The sequence below is a fragment of the Empedobacter sp. EJD.6dd genome, assembly GCF_057369435.1.
Genome location: NZ_CM170667.1, coordinates 2,634,630 through 2,658,096, shown reverse-complemented (window position 1 = coordinate 2,658,096; position 23,467 = coordinate 2,634,630). Strand labels below are relative to the sequence as shown.

General features: G+C 29.6%; 22 protein-coding genes and 2 pseudogenes. 15 read left to right on the top strand and 9 right to left on the bottom strand.

Annotation, left to right across the window (positions count from 1 at the left end):
- The first annotated feature begins 82 nt into the window (after nt 1–82).
- The 4 genes and pseudogenes from hflX (at nt 83) to AC2I98_RS12505 (ending at nt 4,227) form a co-directional block, all read left to right on the top strand.
- The gene (hflX, locus tag AC2I98_RS12520) at nt 83–1,306 is read left to right on the top strand and encodes a GTPase HflX (RefSeq protein ID WP_486411999.1); all 1,224 of its coding nucleotides are present in this window, start codon (nt 83–85) and stop codon (nt 1,304–1,306) included.
- Between the two features lie 246 nt (nt 1,307–1,552).
- Nucleotides 1,553–1,672, top strand: a pseudogene (locus tag AC2I98_RS12515) (GIY-YIG nuclease family protein); the annotation flags it as partial.
- A gap of 175 nt (nt 1,673–1,847) precedes the next feature.
- The gene (locus AC2I98_RS12510; protein ID WP_486411998.1) at nt 1,848–2,855 is read left to right on the top strand and encodes an FAD:protein FMN transferase; all 1,008 of its coding nucleotides are present in this window, start codon (nt 1,848–1,850) and stop codon (nt 2,853–2,855) included.
- Nucleotides 2,856–3,028: 173 nt separating this feature from the next.
- Nucleotides 3,029–4,227: pseudogene (locus AC2I98_RS12505) on the top strand (IS256 family transposase).
- Between the two features lie 207 nt (nt 4,228–4,434).
- Here AC2I98_RS12505 and AC2I98_RS12500 read toward each other — a convergent pair.
- The 3 genes from AC2I98_RS12500 to AC2I98_RS12490 all read right to left on the bottom strand — a co-directional run bounded on the left by AC2I98_RS12500 (nt 4,435) and on the right by AC2I98_RS12490 (nt 5,778).
- The gene (locus AC2I98_RS12500; protein WP_486411997.1) at nt 4,435–4,632 is read right to left on the bottom strand and encodes a hypothetical protein; all 198 of its coding nucleotides are present in this window, start codon (nt 4,630–4,632) and stop codon (nt 4,435–4,437) included.
- Nucleotides 4,633–4,690: 58 nt separating this feature from the next.
- Nucleotides 4,691–5,449, bottom strand: coding sequence for a peptidase associated/transthyretin-like domain-containing protein (locus tag AC2I98_RS12495; protein ID WP_486411996.1), 759 nt, complete (start codon nt 5,447–5,449; stop codon nt 4,691–4,693).
- A gap of 74 nt (nt 5,450–5,523) precedes the next feature.
- On the bottom strand, nt 5,524–5,778 hold the full coding sequence (locus AC2I98_RS12490; RefSeq protein WP_486411995.1) for a hypothetical protein: 255 nt from the start codon (nt 5,776–5,778) through the stop codon (nt 5,524–5,526).
- A 238-nt stretch (nt 5,779–6,016) separates the two neighbouring features.
- Between AC2I98_RS12490 and AC2I98_RS12485 the strand changes: the two genes are divergently transcribed.
- On the top strand, nt 6,017–6,628 hold the full coding sequence (locus tag AC2I98_RS12485) for a class I SAM-dependent methyltransferase (RefSeq protein ID WP_486411994.1): 612 nt from the start codon (nt 6,017–6,019) through the stop codon (nt 6,626–6,628).
- Nucleotides 6,629–6,722: 94 nt separating this feature from the next.
- Here the strand turns inward: AC2I98_RS12485 and AC2I98_RS12480 are convergent, their stop codons facing one another.
- Nucleotides 6,723–8,315 carry a S41 family peptidase gene (locus AC2I98_RS12480; RefSeq protein WP_486411993.1) on the bottom strand — a complete coding sequence of 531 codons (1,593 nt, stop codon included), beginning with the start codon at nt 8,313–8,315 and terminating at the stop codon, nt 6,723–6,725.
- A gap of 41 nt (nt 8,316–8,356) precedes the next feature.
- On the bottom strand, nt 8,357–8,956 hold the full coding sequence (locus tag AC2I98_RS12475; protein WP_486411992.1) for an HD domain-containing protein: 600 nt from the start codon (nt 8,954–8,956) through the stop codon (nt 8,357–8,359).
- Nucleotides 8,957–9,125: 169 nt separating this feature from the next.
- On the opposite strand from AC2I98_RS12475, the gene AC2I98_RS12470 reads away from it, so the two are divergent.
- The 10 genes from AC2I98_RS12470 to AC2I98_RS12425 all read left to right on the top strand — a co-directional run bounded on the left by AC2I98_RS12470 (nt 9,126) and on the right by AC2I98_RS12425 (nt 18,432).
- A complete protein-coding gene (locus AC2I98_RS12470) occupies nt 9,126–9,653 on the top strand; it encodes a 30S ribosomal protein S16 (protein ID WP_486411991.1) in 528 nt (175 codons plus the stop codon).
- A gap of 24 nt (nt 9,654–9,677) precedes the next feature.
- Entirely contained in the window at nt 9,678–10,202 is a 525-nt protein-coding gene (rimM, locus tag AC2I98_RS12465) for a ribosome maturation factor RimM (protein WP_486411990.1), read from the top strand.
- Nucleotides 10,203–10,236: 34 nt separating this feature from the next.
- Nucleotides 10,237–10,821: a hypothetical protein gene (locus AC2I98_RS12460; RefSeq protein WP_486411989.1), complete on the top strand. Its 585-nt coding sequence runs from the start codon at nt 10,237–10,239 to the stop codon at nt 10,819–10,821.
- A 67-nt stretch (nt 10,822–10,888) separates the two neighbouring features.
- On the top strand, nt 10,889–12,571 hold the full coding sequence (locus AC2I98_RS12455) for a glutamine--tRNA ligase/YqeY domain fusion protein (RefSeq protein ID WP_486411988.1): 1,683 nt from the start codon (nt 10,889–10,891) through the stop codon (nt 12,569–12,571).
- Between the two features lie 78 nt (nt 12,572–12,649).
- Complete coding sequence (locus AC2I98_RS12450; protein WP_486411987.1) at nt 12,650–13,120, top strand: hypothetical protein; 471 nt, start codon at nt 12,650–12,652, stop codon at nt 13,118–13,120.
- Nucleotides 13,098–13,799 (top strand): RadC family protein, encoded by a 702-nt coding sequence (gene radC, locus AC2I98_RS12445; RefSeq protein ID WP_486411986.1) that lies wholly within the window; start codon nt 13,098–13,100, stop codon nt 13,797–13,799. Before AC2I98_RS12450 ends, radC begins: the two co-directional genes overlap by 23 nt.
- 28 nt (nt 13,800–13,827) lie before the next feature.
- Nucleotides 13,828–15,057: a polysaccharide deacetylase family protein gene (locus tag AC2I98_RS12440; protein WP_486411985.1), complete on the top strand. Its 1,230-nt coding sequence runs from the start codon at nt 13,828–13,830 to the stop codon at nt 15,055–15,057.
- 95 nt (nt 15,058–15,152) lie between these two features.
- Entirely contained in the window at nt 15,153–15,920 is a 768-nt protein-coding gene (locus AC2I98_RS12435; RefSeq protein WP_486411984.1) for a hypothetical protein, read from the top strand.
- Nucleotides 15,917–17,188 carry a protein O-mannosyl-transferase family gene (locus tag AC2I98_RS12430; RefSeq protein WP_486411983.1) on the top strand — a complete coding sequence of 424 codons (1,272 nt, stop codon included), beginning with the start codon at nt 15,917–15,919 and terminating at the stop codon, nt 17,186–17,188. The genes AC2I98_RS12435 and AC2I98_RS12430 overlap by 4 nt, the downstream gene beginning before the upstream one ends.
- Nucleotides 17,189–17,211: 23 nt before the next feature.
- Nucleotides 17,212–18,432: a reprolysin-like metallopeptidase gene (locus tag AC2I98_RS12425; protein ID WP_486411982.1), complete on the top strand. Its 1,221-nt coding sequence runs from the start codon at nt 17,212–17,214 to the stop codon at nt 18,430–18,432.
- Here the strand turns inward: AC2I98_RS12425 and AC2I98_RS12420 are convergent.
- Genes AC2I98_RS12420 through asnB form a run of 4 tightly spaced genes read right to left on the bottom strand, consistent with a single transcriptional unit; the run spans nt 18,416 to nt 23,462 of the window.
- A complete protein-coding gene (locus AC2I98_RS12420; RefSeq protein ID WP_486411981.1) occupies nt 18,416–19,228 on the bottom strand; it encodes a class I SAM-dependent methyltransferase in 813 nt (270 codons plus the stop codon). The genes AC2I98_RS12425 and AC2I98_RS12420 overlap by 17 nt on opposite strands.
- 1 nt (nt 19,229) lies before the next feature.
- Nucleotides 19,230–20,477, bottom strand: coding sequence for an oligosaccharide flippase family protein (locus AC2I98_RS12415; RefSeq protein ID WP_486411980.1), 1,248 nt, complete (start codon nt 20,475–20,477; stop codon nt 19,230–19,232).
- Entirely contained in the window at nt 20,474–21,604 is a 1,131-nt protein-coding gene (locus AC2I98_RS12410) for a glycosyltransferase family 4 protein (protein WP_486411979.1), read from the bottom strand. Before AC2I98_RS12410 ends, AC2I98_RS12415 begins: the two co-directional genes overlap by 4 nt.
- Nucleotides 21,594–23,462, bottom strand: a complete 1,869-nt coding sequence (gene asnB, locus AC2I98_RS12405; protein ID WP_486411978.1) for an asparagine synthase (glutamine-hydrolyzing) — start codon at nt 23,460–23,462, stop codon at nt 21,594–21,596. The genes AC2I98_RS12410 and asnB overlap by 11 nt, the downstream gene beginning before the upstream one ends.
- Between the last annotated feature and the right edge of the window lie 5 nt (nt 23,463–23,467).

The window sequence follows — 23,467 nt, the reverse complement described above, 5'->3', positions numbered from 1 at the left end:
TAGGAGAATGCGAAAATAATCGTTAAGAATTTTGACTAAGTGTTCTGACTTCAAAAACTTTACTTTATTTTTGTAGAGATTTATGTTAGAAAAGAAAGAAGCACAATACGAAAAAGTCGTTTTAGTAGGATTGATTACACGTGAACAATCCGAAGAAAAATTGGCTGAATATATGGATGAACTAGAGTTTTTGGCTTATACAGCTGGAGCTATGGTTGGAGAACGTTTTACTCAAAGAATGGATCGTCCAGATTCTAAATTTTTTGTAGGAAGCGGAAAGTTAGATGAAATTGCAGCTTTCGTAGAAGAATATGATATTGATACTGTAATTTTTGATGATGAATTAACACCTTCTCAATTGAAAAATATTGAGAAAGTAGTGAACAAAAAAATCATTGATAGAACTCAATTAATTTTAGATATTTTCGCACAGCGTGCACAAACTTCTTATGCTCGTACGCAAGTAGAATTGGCGCAATATCAATATTTGTTACCACGATTGACACGTATGTGGACGCACTTGGAGCGTCAGCGAGGAGGAATTGGTATGCGTGGTCCTGGTGAAACGGAGATTGAAACAGATAGACGTATAATTCGTGATCGTATTACCTTGTTGAAAGAAAAACTGAAAGGGATTGACAAACAAATGGCTACTCAGCGTAAAAATCGTGGTGCATTGGTTCGCGTTGCATTGGTAGGTTATACAAATGTTGGAAAATCAACATTGATGAACGTTTTGTCAAAATCTGAAGTTTTTGCAGAGAATAAATTGTTTGCGACGTTAGATACAACTGTTCGTAAAGTTGTTATCGGAAATCTACCATTTTTGTTAACAGATACGGTTGGTTTTATTCGTAAGTTGCCTACTCAATTAGTCGAATCGTTTAAATCTACATTAGATGAGGTTCGCGAAGCAGATTTATTGGTTCATGTGGTTGATATTTCTCATGCAAGTTTCGAAGATCATGTAAATTCTGTAAATCAAATTTTAGCTGAAATCGAATCGAAAGAGAAACCTACAATTATGGTTTTTAATAAAATTGATAATTTTTCTTATATCAAACAAGATGAAGATGATTTATCTGAAAAGAAATTTGAGAATTATTCGCTTGAAGATTGGAAACGTACTTGGATGGCAAAAACAGATTATCCTACTTTATTTATTTCTGCTACAGAAAAAGATAATTTAGAAGATTTAAGAAAAACTGTTTACGAAGAAGTGAAAGAACTTCATATGAAACGTTTTCCTTATAATAATTTCCTTTTTCAGTATTATGACGATGAAGATGAAACTGATGAGGAATAAAAGCTGTAAGTATAAAAAAACACACTTTTAAAATGAAAACTAAATTTACATTGCTTTACCTCTGAACTTTATTGATATTATCTTGTGTTAATAAAGAAAATAACAATGTGAATTATGAAATTGATTCTTTAAATAAACTGAATACAAGAGAATTTCCAACATTTAAACAAGATTATTCTAGTAATTATCAGTGGAAATCATTAGTTTTGAATGTAGCTAGTTAGGGGAAGATTACACATCTACAATATTAATCTAGCTATTGCAATGGAAAAACAAGTAAAAAAATGGTCTAAAGCAAAAAAAGAAGCACTAATAAATGGGAGTTATAAAGATTTACCAAACTTGGTAAAGAAAAAATTTGATTAACTTATCGTAAATAAAGCCGTCTTATTTCTCGATACAAATTTTCAATTTTATCAAATTGAAAACCCACTCGAAATGACGTTTTAAATTTTCGTCAGTTCGAGTGATTCTGTCAAGAATTGTATCGAGAACTAAGACGAAATTTTAAGCTCTTTTTACTTCTCCTAATACAACATAAATGAAAAATTCATTTCTAAAAAATATATTCACTTTTATAATATTGTATGTTCTAACTCCGATGAATGCTCAAACGGTTGGAGTTAGAGATATAATTTTGATGGGAAGTAAATTCAAAATCACATTGGTTGACACCGATTCTATTTCAGTCGAAAAAAATATTAACAAAGCAATTGATGAAATGATTCGAATCGAAGAATTAATTTCTGATTGGAAACCAACTTCTCAAGTTTCTCAAGTCAATCAAAATGCAGGAATAAAAGCAATAAAAGTTGATCGAGAAGTTTTTGATTTAACGAAACGAGCAATTTATTTTTCTGAAATCACAAACGGAGCTTTTGACATTAGCTTCGCTGCGATGGATAAAATCTGGAAGTTTGATGGTTCTATGGAAGAAATTCCTACAGAAAATGAAATCAAAAAAGCAATCGAAAAAATTGATTATCAGAATATTATTTTAGACGAAAAAAACTCGACAATCTTTCTAAAATTAAGCGGAATGAAAATCGGTTTTGGATCAACAGGAAAAGGCTATGCAGCACAAAAAGCCAGAACTTATATGCAAAGTTTAGGAATACAAGCTGGTATAATAGATGCTTCTGGTGATATGACAACTTGGGGAAATCAACCAAATGGCGAACCTTGGAAAATTGGAATTACAAATCCGTTCAAACGCTATAAAATGGCAGATATTTTAGCCATGAAAAATGCTGCTGTTACCACTTCTGGCGATTACGAAAAATTTATTTTAATAGACGGAATTCGTTATTCTCATATCATCAATCCCAAAACTGGTTATCCTTCTACAGGTTTAACAGGTGTTACCGTTATTGGTCTTGATGCTGAAATGTGTAATGGCTTCAGTACTTCTATCATGGTTCTAGGAAAAGAAAAAGGCTTAGAACTTATCAATCAACAAAAAGATTACGCTGCACTATTTATCACAGATAAAGGCAAAATTATTCGTTCTAAAAAATACAAACAAATCAAGCGAGGTCTTGAGAAATAAAGATTAAAGAATGACCGATTTGAATATGTCGTTTCAATGGTAAAATGCACCTTATAAAGGGTAGTATCACACAAACTGTGTAAGAAGAAAAGTTATTCTGAAAAATTATGAGCCTTACAGCTCAAATAATTTTTCGGAGATAACTTTTTATTATTTTTAAACGTTACATAGTTATGATCGACAAAGAAGATTTATTAAACAGTAAGGATACAAGTCCTTTAAGAATGGAGAGGATTTAACATCTTTCTTCAAGGAGCTGCACAAGAAAGCAGTTGAACATATGTTGGATGCTGAACTAGATAGTCATCTAGACAATGAAAAACATGCCAGAAGCAAAGATGGAAATTATCGAAACGGACATGACTCCAAGAAAATAAAATCCGCTTTTGGTGAATCAGAAATTAAGGTTCCTCGTGATAGAAAAGGCAGTTTTGAACCTGCTTTAGTTCCCAAAAGACACAATATTATCGATGGTTTAGAAAATATTATTATTTCATTTTATGCCAAAGGAATGAGTGTTTCGGACATCGAAGAACAGATTCGCGAGATGTACGATTTTGATATTTCAACATCAACAATATCACGAATTACTAACGCTGTTGCTAGTGAAGTTGTTGCTTGGCAAAACCGACCATTAGACGACTTATACTTGATTGTTTGGATGGATGGAATTGTTTTTAAAGTTCGAGAAAATTCAAAAGTCATCAATAAAACCATTTATTTAGCCGTTGGTTTAAACCGAGAGGGAAGAAAAGAAGTGTTAGGCATGTGGCTTGGAAAGAATGAGAGTTCCAGTTTTTGGATGAGTGTTTTGACCGATTTAAAAGCTCGTGGTGTTGAAGATATTCTCATTACAGCAACCGATAATTTGAACAGATTTACCCAGACTATTCGCTCTGTTTTTCCAGAATCGCAAACTCAAATTTGTGTAGTTCATCAGATTAGAAACGCTTGCAAATATGTGGTTTGGAAAGACAGAAAAGAGTTTTCTGCCGATATGAAACACATTTATACAGCACCCAACAAAGACGCCGCAAAAGCTGCTTTGGACGATTTTGCAACAAAATGGGAAAGTAAATATTTGTACGCCATTCAATCCTGGAGAAATAATTGGGATGAATTAACCGTATTTTTTGAATTTCCGCTAGAAATCCGTAAAATCATTTACACCACTAATTTAATTGAAAATCTAAACGGAAAAATTAGAAAATACACTAAAAATAAAATGTCATTTCCTACCGATGATGCTGTCTTAAAGTCTGTTTATCTGGCACTCAAAGAGTCCTCTAAAAAATGGACTATGCCAATCCATAATTGGGGAATTGTTTTAAACCAATTTATGCTTATTTTTGAAAATAGGCTCAGATTATAAAATCTAAGCCCTAACTTTTCTACTTACACACTTGATGGGATAGTGTCATAATCAGAAAAAAACAGCTATTATCAATAGATAAAATAAATATCAATGAGACAACAAGGATACTTCTAATACACCTTCTTTGAAATTGCTAAAAAAATAAGTTGATTTTGACAATTGTCAAAATCAACTTATTTTTTTGTATTACATATGGCTACAATATTACTGTGCTATGCAATTATTTACCTCTACATATTCATCCACTACTAGGAAGAATGCATAGTGTTTTACAATACAAGAATTTACACCTAAACCAGAACCGTCATTATATGAAATACAAGGTCCACATTCTGTTGAACTTCCCCAGAATTTACGTCCTTCTCCATCAGCTTCTGTAGATGCTGCAAATAATACAGTCAAAGTAAATACACTTAATAGTGTAGCTAGTAAAAATTTAGATTTATTTTTCTTCATAATATTAATGTTTAATAATTATATTCCATTTAGGTTGCATACCTATTAATGCGTTTTTTTTATTCCATTTTATCCAAGTTTTATTATCAGTTGAATTAGTTGGCTTAATCCACCAGTTAATATTTGGTTCATCTATAAACTTAAATTCTAAACCTGATGGCTCTGTTTTTCCTATTGGCAACCCAATTTTATCTATAAGTCTAATCCCTATATAAATATTTTTATCCCTCACAATTAAAGGTTTTTCTAATTCAAATTTTAATTTACCCTTCTTAATTTCATTAGAATAAATTATTTGTCTATAATCTTCAATTTCTATTCCTGGTTCATTTTGTTTGTATTCATAAAAAGTTAACTCAACAGCTCCTATACTTTTTAATTTACCTAACAGGGAGTATTCTATAGATTCTATTGAAAATAAATCATAATTAGTTTTTAAAAGATTAACATAATAAATACCATAATTAAAACTAAATTTTGAATCTTTTTTATGATCTATACTAATCAATTCTTTATTTAAAAGAGGTTTAACATTAACCTCTTTTAAATCTATCGATCTTTTTTCTAAAAAAATGTTTTTTAACAACGTAATATTTCCTAAATAATTACCAATGTTATACTCTGCATGTTTAAAGTAAATAGTATCTCTAAATACTTGATCGTTTGGAAATATAAATTTCCCATTAGAATCTGAATACCCAATTATTTTATTCTCTGAAGATATTTCTACAAAACTTAAAGGCGAATTTGATTCTTTTTCCATAATAAAAATCTGCCCTAAAATTAATTTAGAGCAGAAAACTATAATAATAATTAATATTTTTTTACAATTCATTGTTATGAAGTGCAATTTTGTGTAACAGGAGTTGATTCACTTACTTCTAACCACAAAACATAATATTTAGTAACACAGTTTTGTACTCCTTGACTCCCTGGTATCCCATTGTATGGAGCACAAGGTCCACATTCTGTTGAACTTCCCCAGAATTTACGCCCTTCTCCATCAGCTTCTGTAGATGCTGCAAATAAAACAGTTAAAGTAAACACACTAAGTAATGTAGCTAGTAAAGATTTTGATCTTAATTTTTTCATAATGTTAATGTTTTACTAAAGTATATTTTTAAATTCAATTAAATCATTTTTAAGTATTTAATTTTTATTTAATTACGTTAATTTAATATTTGATTTTGCATTCAATAGTTTCTTTTTTTTATCTATAACACTTTTTATGTTAAGTAAAAGATGTGTGTATTTTTTATAAATTCTATTTTGTAATTCTTGTTACACTTTATTTTGAATAAAAATCCGAAATTGCATCAAAATTAAAACGATGAATGACAATAAAAAATCGCACTGGGAACATATATATGACGTAAAAACTCCTCAAGAAGTTAGTTGGACACAAGAAAAACCCGAAACTTCTTTGAATTTTATTCATTCATTTCCTATTGATAAATCAGCTAAAATTATTGATATTGGCGGTGGAGATAGTAAGTTAGTCGACTTTTTATTAGAAGAAGGATATGAAAATATTTCTGTTTTAGATATTTCTGCAAATGCGTTAGAAAGAGCTAAAAAACGTTTGGGAGATAAAGCTGGAAAAGTGAATTGGATTGTTGCTGATATCACCGAATTTGAACCAATAGAACAATATGATGTGTGGCATGACAGAGCTGTTTTTCATTTTTTAACAGAAGAAAATGATGTGAAAAAATACCAAGATTTGGTTGCAAAAGCAGTTAAAAACTATATGGTTATTGGAACTTTCTCAACAAATGGTCCATTGAAATGTAGTGGTTTGGAAATAAAGCAGAACGATGAAACTTCTTTAACGACTAATTTTAATGAAAATTTCGAGAAAATAGATTGTTTTACAATTGATCATACAACTCCGTTTGATACGATACAGAATTTTATTTTCTGTAGTTTCAACAGAAAATAAAATGCGTTAGGGATTGAAGTGAAAATCCTTTGCTGTAGAGCAAAGATTAAAACGAAAAGCCCGCTCGAACGCCCAAAATAAAAAAATCATCTACTTAATCTGATAGATGATTTTCTGTTTTAATAACTTTATTATATTCCGTATTTCCTTTCTTTATATCGTTCAAAATCCAATTTAATTCGACATCAAATCGTTTGATTTTATTTTCTAACGTTGGTTTTATCTCTTTATTCGGATAAACTCCATGTCCTTTTTCTTCTCGCTTTTCTATTGGCGAAAGGTAAACTGTACCTACAGACATTTTTAGTTTCGAATGTGGCAACGTAAACTTTGGCATCAAACCAGCGACGGTTCCATTAAAATCTCCACCTGTTTCTTCGCCCACAAAAAAAGCACGATTTTTTATCTGAAGATTAGCCGCAATAAGCGATGAAGCAGAATATGAACCTCCATTGATCAGAACATACAAATTTTGATGGTAAATCAATTCTTTATCAATTTTAACAAACGAAAATGGCATATGCAATTCATATTCCTTTTCGGTGTTTTTTGACGTAGAAAGGTAAGTATAACTAGAACCCAACCAAAGCAAAGGATAAGAATAAGTAGGAAAAAGGTTGTACAAGGATTTTCCAAAAGACGACTTATTCGCTACAATTTTTTTGCCCAAAAATGGTTTAGAATCGTCAACCAAGTAAGCATATAAATAGTGCGCATCTTTAATGTAACCACCTCCATTATTACGAAGATCTAAAATCAAGTTCTCTACTTTATGATTTTTAATATCCGTAAACACTTCTTTATATAGCTCACGTATTTTACCTTTCCTAAAATTTGTTACTTTTAGTACTGCAATCGTACTGTCATTCGTAGGAAATGATAAATCTTTGGAATACGATTTTGAATCTTTAGAATAGCCGTATTTTTTTTGTTTTATTCTAACTTTTCGCTCTACTTCTTTCTCGGCTCTGGTTATTTTAGGAAGTTGATTTGTTACTGTTTCTTTAGGTTTTGGATAGCTACGAAATGTTTTTTTTCGGATAGGCATATTTCCCATTAAAAAAGTAAGTTCAACCGAATCTTTCAACCCTTGCTCTAAGGTTACATAATTTAAAAAAGTACGATTAAAAACATTGTCCGAAAAAGTAGTGTTTTTTCCATCTCCATAAATGCTTTTTTTATATTTATCATACAAAAATTTTGTTGGAATATTATCGATAAAAAGTAATGCTGAACCAGAGTTGATTGGATTAATTTTACTATTATCATTTACCAAAAAGACAGAATCATCTTTCCAAAAGAAACTATAATCATTAAAAGCTGATTTAGAATCTTTATATTTCTTTATTTGCTTCTTATTTAATCGTTTGTAAAGCGGATAGATATCTGTATGTCCATGTTCTAAACTTTCGAAAATCGGAAAAAACTTGATGTAAAAATCATTTGGTTTTAGTGGTTTTTCTATTGATTTTTTTAGACTGTCAAATTTAAAATCTAATTCATTTTCAGAAAGGTACATATCCAATTTCGGATGATATCTTTTTAATTTCTTATAAGCAAAATCTAGGTCTTTCTTTAGCTTATTTGCTGATATCTCCTCATCAATATGAGCATTATATTTGTCCACAGAAACACAACTACAAATCAATAAAAAAGATAAATAAGCTATGAGAGACTTTAGATTCATTTTAAATATTATTAAAAAATAATTGTCAAAAAGTTACAATTTTATTTCACTTCGTGATAAAATTCTTCGATAAAGTTTTCCATGTATTGATGACGATTTAAAGCAATTTCTTTCGCTGTTTTTGTATTCATCAAATCTTTTAGTTTAAATAATTTATCATAAAAATGTTGCACACTCGATGCGTCTTTCGAATTATCGTACGGATTATACAAAATACTACCTACGCTTCCTCCATAGGCAAAACAACGTGCAATTCCGACAGCTCCAATCGCATCCAAACGATCAGCGTCTTGTACAATCTCCGCTTCTATAGTTGTTGGTTTATTTCCTTTGCTAAACGAGACTTGAGAAACAATTTCTAAAACATTCAAAATTGTTTGTTCTTCAACATGAATAGATTCTAAAAATTCTCGAATTAATTCTTCTGATTTATCTATACCATCATGTAATTTATAATCACCAATATCATGTGTCCAAGCAGCTAATTCTACTAAAAAAGGATCTGCATTTTCAGTTTCTAAAATTTTTTTTGCATTCGTCACAACACGTTCAATATGAAAGTAATCGTGTCCTGTCCCTTCATCTAAAAAGGTTTTCTTGATGTACGCTTGTGTTTGAGTAAGTATTTCTTGCTTGTTCATTTCAAATTTATTTTCGTGTTTAAAAATACGTCAGATTCACGTTTCAAAAAATTTGATTTTTCAGAATTAATTTAATAATCACTTTTAAAATAATAATTTATAAAAATATTGTATATTTGCACCTCAAATTTGTAAAACGGGACGAGTTCCCAAAATAATTAGTTATACTATGGCTACAAGAATTAGATTACAAAGACATGGTCGTAAAGGAAAACCATTCTTTCACATCGTAGTTGCTGACTCAAGAGCAAAACGTGATGGTCGTTTCATCGAGAAATTAGGTACTTACAATCCAATTACTAACCCTGCAACTGTAGAATTAGATGTTGATTCTGCTGTAAAATGGTTACAAACTGGTGCTGAGCCAACTAATACAGCTAAAGCTTTATTATCTTACAAAGGTGCTTTCATGAAAAAACACTTATTAGGTGGTGTTGCTAAAGGAGCATTTTCTCAAGAAGAAGCTGAAAAACGTTTTGAGGCTTGGTTAGAAGCTAAAGGTGAAAAAGTTCAAGCTAAAAAAGACGGTTTAACTTCAGGTGCTGCTGCTGCTAAAGCTGCTGCATTAGAAGCTGAAAAAGCTGTTAATGAAGCTCGTGTAAAAGCTGCTCAGGAAGCTGAAGCTGCTGCACAAGTTGAAGAAACTCCTGCTGAAGAAGCAGAAGGTACAACTGAAGAAGTTGCTACAGAAGAATAATTTTTAAGTTCAGAAAAATTCCAGATGACAAAAAATGATTGCTACTATTTAGGTAAAATTACAAAGAGACATGGTTTCAAAGGTAATTTAATCATTCACTTGGATACGGACGAACCAGAATTATACGATACTTTGGAAGCAGTGTTCATCGAGAAAGATGGTACACTGGTTCCATTTTTTTTCGAAACCTCTCAGCCTTATCAAGGCACAAAATTATTAGTAAAGTTTGAAGATGTTGAAGACGAAGAAGTCGATAAACTAATCAATCGCGAACTTTATTTACCTTTAAAATCGTTACCAGAACTTTCTGGAACAGATTTTTATTACCACGAAATTGTTGGTTTCACAATTTACGACCAAACAAATACAGAAGTTGGAGCGATAAAATCTGTTAACGATTCTGCTGCACAAGCTTATTTCGAAGTAGACGCAAACGGAAAAGAAATCTTAATTCCGATGATTGACGAATGGATTCTTGAAGTTAATCGCGAAGAAAAAGCAATGCTTATTAATATTCCTGATGGATTATTAGAAATTTATTTGGGGTAAAATATTATCTTTCGTTTATTAATCTTTACAATAAATGGAAAAACTTATTCACTTTACTAACTCCACTCCATTCCACGGACACATTCATTTGATGTCATTAAAATTTGATGCTTTTAATGCTAAAATGAAACTTATTATTCATATTCGATATGATGATTATGAATATTTATGGCAAATAAAAGCAGAAAACGTCATTGATTTTAAAAACTTTACTCATTGTTCATTAACCCCATTTTTTCGAATTAAAGAATACTCAGATCATTTTCTAATTAAACACAATACTGAAGAAAAAATAACAATCAAATTAGATAAAATTCCTGATGAAGATTCAATTCTGTTAGGCAAAATTCATAATTTTCTCAAAAAAGAAACTGGTTTATGGATGGATCTTAATAGTTTAAACAAACGATTCATTACTTTTCCGAAATCACTAGTTAATAAATTTAAATCGTTTTGTGAATCAGAGAATTTAACATACAAAATAGAAGAAATAAGCAAACCTACTATACCTAATCTAAAACTTTTATTTTTTGGAAATGATTTAATAGCTCCAGACAATTATAGTTTTAGACAGCCTTATATACTTGCAGAAAAATTTAAAGCAAAAAGACTTACTTAATCAAAAAACAATCACTCAATTTTTATTGTCAATTTCGTACCTTTGCAAACTCAATCGTAATTAAAAAATGGAAGAAGAAAAAAAATCATTGAATTTTATTGAGCAAATCATTGAAGATGATTTAGCCAACGGGATGCCAAAAGAAAATTTACGTTTTCGTTTCCCACCAGAACCAAATGGTTATTTGCACATCGGGCATGCAAAAGCAATCTGCTTAAACTTCGGTTTAGGACAGCGCTACAACGCCCCTGTAAACTTACGTTTTGACGACACTAATCCTGACAAAGAAGAACAAGAATTCGTAGATTCTATCCGCGAAGATGTGAAATGGTTAGGTTTCGAGTGGGCTGAAGAACGCTATGCTTCTGATTATTTCCAGCAGCTTTACGATTGGGCTGTTCAATTAATCAAAGAAGGAAAAGCGTACATCGACGATCAATCTTCGGAAGTGATTAATGAACAACGTAAAACTCCTTTTGAACCAGGAATCGAATCTCCTTACAGAAACCGTTCTGTTGAAGAAAATTTAGAAATCTTCGAACGAATGAAAGCTGGTGAGTTTGAAGAAGGAACACATGTTTTACGTGCAAAAATTGACATGACTTCTCCAAATATGAACATGCGCGACCCTGTTATGTATCGTATTTTAAAACGTCCTCATCACCGTACTGGAGATACATGGAAAATATACCCAATGTACGATTGGACACATGGAGAATCTGATTATATCGAAGGAATTTCACACTCATTATGCTCGTTAGAATTCAAAAATCACCGCGATTTATATGAATGGTATGCGAACAATGTTGAGTTGCCAAATCAACCTCAAAAACCAAAACAACGCGAATTTGCTCGTGGGAATGTTTCGTACATGATTACAAGTAAGCGTAAATTGATGAAATTGGTACAAGAAGGAGTTGTAACAGGATGGGACGATCCTCGCATGCCTACAATTTCAGGTTTGCGTCGTAGAGGTTACACGCCTGAATCTATCAAGAATTTCTGGAATACAGCTGGTGTTGCAAAACGTGACAATGTATTAGATATTTCTTTATTAGAATTCTCTGTACGTGATCATTTAAATAAAATTGCACCACGTGTTTTTGCTGTAATCGATCCTGTAAAAGTTGTAATTGAAAACTATCCAGAAGGACAAGTTGAAGAATTAGAAATTGAAAACAATCCAGAAGACGAAACAGCTGGAACTCGTATCGTTCCTTTTACACGTGAAATTTATATCGAACGTGAAGATTTTATGGAAGAAGCTCCAAAAAAATTCTTCCGTTTATCTCTTGGAAATGAAGTTCGCTTGAAAGGTGCATACTTTATTAAAGCAGAGCGTGTAGAAAAAGATGCTGAAGGAAATATTACGACAATTTATGCAACTTACGATCCGGAAACGAAATCTGGAAGTGGAACTGAAGCTTCTAAACGAAAAGTAAAAGGTACTTTACATTGGGTTTCTGCAACAGAAAATATTCCAATCGAAGTGCGCGAATATGATCGTTTATTTACTGTTGAATCGCCAGATGCAGAGAAAGATGTTGACTTTTTACAATTTATCAATCCTAACTCTTTGACGGTAAAACAAGGATTTGGTGAACCTGCTCTAAAAGATGCTAAAGTTGAGGATAAATTTCAATTTCAACGTATTGGATATTTCGCTTTAGACCGTGATTCTTCTGATGAAAAATTAATTTTCAACAGAACAGTTACGCTAAAAGATACTTGGGCAAAAGTGAATAAATAGAAATCTATTTCTTTAAATATCAAGCTCGAACAAATTTGTTCGAGCTTTTTTTATTATATTTATTTTAAATTTTTAAACATGAAAGCTAAAATATCTTACCTCATATTAATTGCATTTATTTCTTTATCTAGTTGTCAGTCAACAAAAACAATCACTGAAGAAAATACAAAAAGTTCTGAAAAAGCTGAAATATCACAAAATTCAACTTTAATTGGAAGATGGAAATTAGTTAAACTTTCTGGAGGAATAATGGGCCGCGAACAATTACCACCAGCTAATCGGGTAACAGTTATTGAATTTACTCCTTCAGAAATGATTACAATAATAAATGGAAAAGAAACAAATCGTGTAACTTACACTATAGCCAAAGGAAAAAGTATTCACAAAACAGAATTAGTTCCGATGATTTACACAAACGGAAATACTTCAATGGGAAAAAGTTTCCAAGTAGAACAAAATGCGCTTGGGATTAGTGATGAATTTCATGACGGTTTTTATTCTACCTATATAAAAATTGGCAAAAACGATGACGGATTACTTAGAGAATAAAAACTCCATAAAAAATTGGAATGAAGATGATCGCCCACGAGAAAAATTAGCTTTAAAAGGACGTTCATCTCTATCTGATGCCGAATTGTTAGCAATCATAATGGGAAGCGGAAATCGAGACGAATCTGCTGTAGAATTAGCCAAACGTATCTTAATTTCTGCAAATAATAATTGGAACGAATTAGCAAAGTATACTATTGAAGATTTATCCAAGTTTAAAGGTGTTGGCGAGGCAAAAGCAATTTCAATTATTACAGCAATGGAAATTGGTAGAAGACGTAATTCACAAGAAGTCCTCGAACGTGACAAAATTACTTCAAGCAAAGATGCTGCGATCATTTTACAGCAACAAATTGGCGATTTACCAAACGAAGAATTTTGGGTCATGTTTCTTAATCAAGGAAATAGAATCATTAAAACCGAACAAATTTCTCGTGGAGGAATTACGCAAACCGCAGTAGATGTTAGAGTGATTTTTAAACGCGCTTTAGAGCTGATGGCAACCGCAATAATACTATCTCACAACCATCCTTCAGGAAATCTTGTTCCAAGTCAAGCTGATCAATCAATTACTCGAAAAATAAAAGAAGGTGCAACTTTATTAGATATTCAAGTCTTAGATCATATTATTGTGTCGCAAAAAGATTTTTATTCTTTTGCAGATGAGGGGCTAATTTGATATCTTTAAGCTTTATTGTACAACTATTTTGAAATCAAAAGTTATCATATTCACTGAAAAAAACTCAAATCGGATCAATTATATTTTTGATTTTATTTTTAGAGAATTTTCTGGAATTGACTACAAAACGACTACAGATTTTGAATATTTTTCGCAATCAACTTTACCAAAAATAAATATATCTAATCAATTTTTAGAACATGAAATCAATTTCATCGTTGATGAAATTTTATTGCAAACTGATATTCGGAAAGATATTGATTATTACACTTTAAATGATTTAGGCAAATGTTTTTATTGGCTTTCACGTTACGAAGAATATATCGCTAAGCCTTATCAATTTGATCAACATAACCGATTTTTAGGTTCAGATTTAGATTATTCTCAACCAATTGTTGATAAAATCTGTTTAGACATTCAACAAAAAATAAAAACTAAATATCCAGAAATTAATTTCAAACAAAGAGTTTTTAAACAAATCAATACACACGATGTTGATTACGCCTGGAAATATATACATCATTCTCCAAAAATAAAATTTGGTTCGCTTTTCAAAAAAATTGCAAAAGGAAATATTGGAGAAGCTAAGAAACAAATTGATGTGTTGAAACTACAAGAAAAAGATCCATACGACACATATGATTATTTAAAAAATTTAGCACAAAAGCATCAAGTAGAAACGATTTTTTTCTGGCTTTTGGGCAATTATTCTAAGTTCGACAAAAATCATCATTGGGAAAATAAAGCTCAGCAAAATTTAATTAATACAATTTCAAGTTGGGCAAAAGTTGGAATTCATCCATCTTATCAATCCAATCAAGATTCAACTTTATTAACCAATGAAATTTCTCGTTTAGAAATAATTACAAATTCTAAAGTTAACTTATCACGTCAACATTTCATCAAATTGAACTTTCCTGACACTTATCAACAATTGTTAATAAATGATATTACAGAAGATTACACAATAGGATTTCCACATCGATTAGGTTTTAGAGCCGGTACTTCTACTCCATTCAAATGGTTTGACTTATCAACAAATCAACAAACAATGTTAATAATTTATCCTTTTGTCGCAATGGATGTCACCTTAAAAAACTACTTAAAATTAACTCCACAACAAGCAATAGAGGAATTAAAAAAACTAAAACAGACAATTAAAGATGTTGACGGAACGTTTATAACATTGTTCCATCAATCTAACCTGACTGAAGATTGGGCTGAATGGCGAAAAGTTTACGAAAGTATTTTTGAATGATAAAGCGAGTTTCCCGAAAAAAAATAGATGTTAATAAATACACCGAATGTCTCAATAATTCTGTGAATTATCGCATTTATGCAGAAGTTTTTTATTTGGATGCTTTAGTTAGCAACAATTGGGATTGTTATGTTTTAAATGATTATGAAGCCGTGATGCCTTTACCTTTTGTAAAGAAATTTGGTATAAAATTTATCGCTCAACCTATTTATTGTCAACAATTAGGAATTTTTCATGATGAAAATTTTTCAAAAGAAACATTCAAATTATTTGAAAAAAAATTACATCGAAATTTAGTGAGAGCTTATAATTTTAATGAAGAAAACACAGAAATGTTTGAGCCGAAAGGAGAAAAGAGAATTAACCAAATATTGGATTTAAATTTTAATTACACAAATTATCTCAAAACGATAAGAAAAAATAGAAGACAAGAATTAAGAAATGGACTGCCTGAAAATTTAACAATCTCTCAAAAATCTATAAATGATAATTTTATTCAATTATTAAATGACTATTACTCTAATATAAAAAAGAGTTTACAACTTGATAAATTAGCAAAGCTTGCTACTATATTACAGGAAAAAGAAAAATGTATGACGATTTCTATTTCAGATCATCAACAATCGGTTGCAAGTTCATTTTACATTTTTTCTGGTTCAAGAATTATTCAATTATGTAATGCTAAGCATCCAAAAATATCCTTAAATCTTAATACATTTATTATTAATCATGTTATTGAAAATTACTCGAAAAAAGAACTTATTTTGGATTTTGAAGGATCCAGTTTAAAAGGAGTAAATGAATTTAATGCAAGCTTTAGAGCCAATATTAACTATTTTACTTGTTATAAAAATTTTTTATGAAAAAACTAATTTACCATTTATTTATTACCCTGTTTTTCTTGATTATTTATCGTTTAGGTAGTTTTAGTAAAATCACTTTCGGAGATTCTGCAGGGAAAATTTTGGATATTGAAGCTAATCAATTTAATTTTGAAACGTATTCTATTACACATTTTTTGTATCAAAATTTCACAGTTCTTATTTACAAATTATTTCCTTTTTTTAGCACAATAGAAATTGGACGTTGGGTAAATATTATTTCTGCAATTCTAGTTCTAAATATTTTATTTATTATCATTGAGCTTGTTACAAAAAATAAATGGATTGCTTTATTAGGAACTGTTGCTTTCGGTTTTAGTTTTACTTTCTGGAAAAACACAGAAAATATCGAAGTTTATACATTCTGCTTAATTTGGATTTCTTTATATTGCTTATTCGCTTTGAAATTTATTCAAAATAGAGAATACAAAAACATACTATTTGCGGGGATAATTTTAGGAATTAGCTTTTTCTCTCATATACAAGGAATTTTATTACTTCCTTCAAACTTTTACTTATGTTACCTAACCTATGACAATACAAAGAATAAAATATTTATCTTTTATTTTTTTATCCCTATTCTATTTCTAACGTCTCTATACATTTATCCAATTGTAAATAACGAATCTTTAAAAAACGTCTTATCTTCTTCAGATAAATCATGGGTTTCTGATTCTTTGAAAAAAGGTTTTTTAAGCTATATAAAAGACTTCATAATAGCTTTTGGTTATCTAGCTTACAACTTCTGGTGGCTAAACTTTACTTTATTTTTTATCCCTATTAAAGAGTACTTTAAAAACAAAACACTACTTTTTTTAATAATTTTAGTTTTACCTGTTTTTGGATTTTCTACCATATATGCAGTAAGTGATAATTATGTATTTTTCTTAAATTTCAACCTTAGTTATTTGATTATTCTGAGTATTGGATTAAGTCATTTTATCACAAGATTTCCAAAGTACAAAACTATTCCTTCAATACTTATATTTTTAACACCATTTTATTATTTTACAGTAAAACAACTTGCATTACAAACCAATCAAGGAAAAGAATTTAATCAACAAAAAGCTTACAAAGATGGCTTGAATTATTATTTACTTCCATGGATGAACAACAATAAAGGAATAATAGAAGTTATTTTAAATAAAGAGGAAACAAATGAAGATATAGAATGGATGAGAGAAACGGCTCAACAATTAATCGATTTAAAATCTAAAACGATGACAATAGAAGAAATTAAAAAGTTGTAACTTAACTTACAAATATTCTGTTTATGAAAGTGTTAGTTTATTTTTCAGTGTTAATTTCTTTGTTTTCGTGTGTTAGTCAACAAACTGGTTTGGTATATCCGGTCAATCAAACGATATCAAATTCGACTTTATTAAGTCCTACAAATCAATCCTCAATTAAAAACTTTATTGTAACTAGCGATTTACAACCAATCACTTTACACATTAATGTCATTGTATTAAAACGTGAAGATGGAACAGGCAATTATGATTTAAAAAATCCTGAAGAAAAAAAAGCGTTAGAAAACTTCATGAACTTTAGTAATAATGTGTGGAGTGAATTTAGTCAACCAGCAGACTTAACTGGATGCTATACTGGAAAAGACTTTTATCCTGATGCAAAAATTCGTTTTAAATATAATTATATTGAAATTAAAGATAATTATGCTTGGAATTATAGAAATAGTGGTGCTGATTTAGAGAAAAAAAAATATAGTGGTATTACACCTTATAGAGGTTGGTATTTAACTTATTTAGATGATAAAATTGCAAAAGACCCTACAATACCAAAAGGTCTTAATGTTTACCTAACTATGGATGCTGATAATTATGATCGCTTGTACAAAGTGAAAAGTAAAGATTTTGATTTAAATGAAGTTGCAGCAGCAGAATCTCCGAATAATAATTTATCACAAAGCATTAGTATTCATATACCAAATAGATATTTAAAATATTTGTCACATAGATATCAAGATCCCGTTCGATTTAATAAAACTATTGAAGAAACTATGGCTTGGGATGTAAATGACTCGCGCGGTTTGGCTCACGAAATTGGGCACAGTCTTGGTTTGGGTCATAGTAACGAATATCATAGCGCTAATGCATGTAAATACACCATTATGTCTCAGGCTGGTTTAGATCCTAAAAACTATCTACAACCAACAGAAATTTTAAAAGTTCATAAAAATCTTCGAGAGACCAATTTGATTCAATTTGCTACAGAAGATTCTTTTTTAGGAAATACTTTTTTAATTGATGAAAACACAAAATGGGATAAAACACAACGCTTTTATTCTAATTTAAAAATAGAAGATAATATCTCTTTAACGATTACAGAACCTATAATTATTTCTCCTCAGGCGATAATTATCTTTGGAAACAATTCAAAAATTATTTTCGAAAATAAAGGAAAGATTATTTATCCAAATGGAAATGATTTTAAAAATTACATTCATAAAAAAAGTAATTCTATTGTTCAACTTTAATTTGTAAATCCACCGAAAATATTCGCTTTGGATTATCATAAAGTTTTAAGACATTTCCATCAAAGTTTTTGAGTGTGTAAATTGCACACATAGTATTCTCTACATGATATAAATTATCATGAAACTGCTTTGGAACACCTTTCAATATTGCATTTACTATTTCAAATCGAATATCCTCCGGCGAAAAACCATAGTCGTGCCAAATCACTATTGAATTCTCATGAATTAAATGTTCAAAAACATTTTTAGTATCAGAAACGACAAAATCAAAATGATGATTACCATCAATAAAAATCACGTCAAACTTTTTATTTAAACCTGCAAAATTAAATTTTGTAGAATCTCCTAAGTGTTGTTTAATTTTTGAATTATTTCGAATAAAAAAACCATGTGCATTTGCATATTCTTTTGTGAAATTATACGTTTTATAATCGTTAATATCCAAATCTAACGTATTCAAATCAGCTGCAACATCAGTTAAATTAGCTATACTTTCTCCTCTCCAAGTTCCTATTTCAAAATATTTACATTGCTCAAATTCTTTACATGCATTTTTCAACAATAATAAATCTGTGATTAGTGAACCTCCATCCAAAAACGCAACAGTATCTAATCTTCCATCAAAATTAGGAAACAATTGATCCAGCGAAACTTGCTTAAATCCTTTTTTATAAAAGTCTGGCGTTTTCTTTTCCCAGTTTTCATTTTGATTGATAATAACATTTAATAACCATGGATTTTTACATATCTGTAGAATTCCATCTATTGTTTTTGATATTTTTTTTGAAAATGACATTTTAAATACTTTTTAAATACTTTCTAAACAAATAACACGCATACAAACCTGAAATCACAAAGGTGAATAACATGCCAAAAGCTGCTCCTTCAATTCCATAAGAAGGAATTAGAAATGCGTCAAAAATTACTAAACTTATAATTGAAAGTATGGATACTCTAACATTCCAATCAGATCTACCAATTGTGCTATTCAAATTAATGTATAATATTCTGAAAAGCATTCCTAATACAACAGCAATTGTTACAATAAAAAACACTTTATCACCTAATAAATAGGTTTGATTAAAGAATAATTTGATCAACCAATCCTTTAAAAAATAGCTTCCGAAAACTATGATAACTCCAAGAGGGATAAAGATTTTGTAATAATTTTTAATATAAAACTTCAAAAAGTTTTTATCGTGACAATTCTGAATAATTCGAGGAAAATCCGTTTGAAATAAAATGGTCGGAAGAAATAATAAATTCATCGGAAGAATAATCGCAACCTTATATAAAGCAATATCTTTATCAAGCATGAATAATGCAATCATCGCAATATCAATCGAAAATAATAATTCAGACGCAAAATAAGCTAACGATTCCATTCTACCATATCGCCACATTGCTTTCCAATTCATTGAAGTAATCTGATTTACAGCTTTTTGAATTATATTTTTTGAATAAAAAAACAAACTCAAAAATGGAGCAATCGCTAACGAAACCATATAACCAATCGCGCCATAATAAATCGTTAAAATAAATGTTAGTAACAATCCAATACAATTGATAAAAATATTGAGAAATGCAAACTTCTTATTTTTTCCATTTATTCGATAATCGATTGTTAAATGAGATTGAAAAAACATTCCAAAAAGACGTATTGCAAACAATAAAATAATCCATTCTAATTGCTCAAATTTCAGCGTATAAATATTTGCAACTGCTATAAAAATTAGAGCTAATAAAAATTGATAAACCATTCCATTCCTCAGTAACTTACGACTCAAATCTTGTTTTATTTGCTCATCATTTTCTCCTGCACCAAATTTCATTAGAACCTGTAAAGAGCCAAAACCACTCCATGGAGACATAAAAGCTACAATTGAAGCAATAAGTGTTATTCGACCAAATTCATCTTGCGGAATCATTTTCACAATAAAAATAATATTAATCAACATGACTAATTTTTCTATCAAAAAAGATAAAAAAACGTAAAAGCCATTATTTTGCAAAAATGATTGTATGAATCTGATTAAATCTTTCATTTCAAAACTTCTGTATAAATTTCATCAAATTGTTCTGCTATTTTTTTCATCGAAAAATGTTTTTTTGCATATTCATTGATTTCCGATGGTGATTTTAATTGCATCTTTTTTTCTATAAAATCTTTCATAGTAATATACAATTGTTCTTCATTTTCAGATTCTATGATTTTTCCAAAACCTTCCGGAAAAACTTCATTAATACCTCCAACATCCGAAGCGATTACAGGTAATCCACATGCAAATGATTCTATTTGTACACAAGGCTGATTTTCAAATCGACTAAATAAAACAAACGCATTTGATTGGTTCATTTTTCCAGCAACTTCATTTTGAGTTAATGAATCAAAAAGAAATAGTTTATCTGCAAATTCTGTTGTCTTTCTATAATTTTCTAAAAATGTTAAATCTCCATTCCCACCAATATGTAGTTCAAAATCATATCCATTTCGCCATAATTTATCCGAAACACGAATTATTCCTTCAATATTTTTTTGATACACTAAATTTGAAATATGTAGAAATTTAACAACTTTATCTACTCTTAAATCTTGAATATTAAACAACTCAAAATCAATAACATTTCTAATTATTTTCGTTTTACAATTTAATCCTAAAACCTTCATTGCATTTCCTAAACTTTCAGAAACAGGAAGTAAAAAAGATGCATTTTTAACGATTTGTTTTGTTACATATAATTTATTAAAAGAAATATGAGCAGGATCTTGAGGCAAATAACCTGTCCAATGCTCTGTAATCACGTAAGGAATTTTCTTTATTAATTTAAAATATAAAGCTACAAACCCTACTGGAAATGTTACATTTACATGAATTAAATCTATTTTAGATAATCGATTTATTTCTTTTATATAAAGATTAAATTTTTGATACTGATTTTGTAATCGAGATTTATTAGGAAAATATACTCGAATGATTTTTAAATTATCTTTTTCTTCCTCTTCACGAAAAACATCAGAAATTCCATCTAAATTAGATACATAAACAACTATAACATTATGCAGTAACGCAACTGATTTTGCATGACGTTCTACAAAGTCTCCATCAAAATTGTTTTTTTTAGAAGGAAACCAACTTGATAAAAAAAGGATATTTTTTTTCTTAGTTGTCATTTTTCAATAAAAAACTTGTTGATACTACTAACCATTTTTGTGTAGGATTACTTAACCATTTCTTCGGAATATTTATAAAAAGATCATCTTTTTCTGAAAAAATAAAAGAGTTTTCTACACTTGACAACCATAATTCTGTTGGCATAGAAAAACCTTTTTTAGGCATGTTTAATACATTTTCTGGTAAAATATTTTGTACATTTTTCCTTAAAAATGGCTTATTTTTTTCTTTTGATAAACCATTATTTAAATCTGCACAGTTAAAATATTTTTGAACAAATAAATGATCCAAATAAGGAAAACGCATTTCGATTTTATTTTGCATTGCAGGAATGTCAGAACGAATTGAATGATGTGAACTTATGTAGTAATAAAAGTCTAAATAAGATAACTTTTTTAACAAAGGTAAATTATCAAACTTAGGATTTATCTCCTTTACTCTTTTCAATATTTCTACAATTGGATGCTCCCAATTTTCACTTCCTTTTGTCTTAAAAAAGTCCTTTATTTCTTCCCAGGAACAATTACTTCTCGAAATAAAAGGTAAAGCTTCTACACCAAATTGTATTGTTTCTTCGTATTTTCTTTTCTTACTTCCTTTCAAAAAAAACTTTAAATATTTTCTTAAAAAAGAAGGAATTTTATTCATGTTTTCAGCCTGAATAAAATAACTATAACCATAAAATAATTCATCTAGACCTAGTGCATTGTGCAAAACAACATACTTATTCTCTCTTGCTTTTTTAGTTAAAAAATAAGCAGGTTCTGGCGAAGAATTTGGCTCTTCTTCTGCTAAACAATATTCTTGAACTGTAGATAAATCAACTCGATTTTCAATTTCGAAAGCCAACAAATTAAGACCCGCATTTTCTGCATTACTTTTAGCAAATTCTAATTCGTTTTGCTCTTCAACTTGATTATTATATATTGTTAAAGCATCAATTTCTGTTTTATTTTGCCCAAATTGATAAGCCAACAATCCCGAATCTATACCTCCACTCAACATAACAGCTTGTTTTACATCAGCAACGGAAGCTAAATTGACAACTTCTTTAATATCCGTTAAAAACTCTTCGTTTGAAATGCTTTGTTTTTTTTCTTGATAATCTAACTGCCAATAAATTTCATTAGTAGATTCAAAAGTCTTAAGATTAACAGTAAATTTTGTAGCAGGTTCTACAGAAAATATATGTTGATAAATCGTATTCGGAGAATAATTTGTATGTAAATAATAGGTATAAGCAAGATGCTTATAATTAATTTCTTTTGGAACTATATCTGTCGCAAAAAGCCCTTTTATTTCTGAAGAAAAAACAAATTTTTCATCATTTAAATAATAATATAGAGGCTTTATTCCAAAACGATCTCGCCAAACTTTAGCTTCATTTTTGTTGTAATCTATAACTACAATCGCAAACATGCCACGTAAATGATGTACAAAATCATCTCCTAATTTTAAATATAGATTAAATACAACCTCAGAATCTGAATCAGAAATAAATTGAACGTCAGATAAAAATTCTTTTTTAAGTTCGCGATAATTGTACACTTCACCATTCATCATAAATGAAACTTTAGCTTCGTCATCATAAAATGGTTGCATTCCATTATTTGATAAATCGAGAATAGAAAGTCGATTAAAACCGATCCAATTATTGGTTTGCACGCCATTAGATGTTCTTAAGTCAAACTGGGTACGTTTATCTGATAATTGATTTGAATAGAAGTGAATTTTGTTTTCAAAAAAACTTGAGTGTATGGTATTATTTGGTCCACGATGTTTTATCGCTTGTAATGAATTTACAATCGAAGAATCGCTAAAATTATGTTTAGAAAATATTCCTGAAATCCCACACATTCACC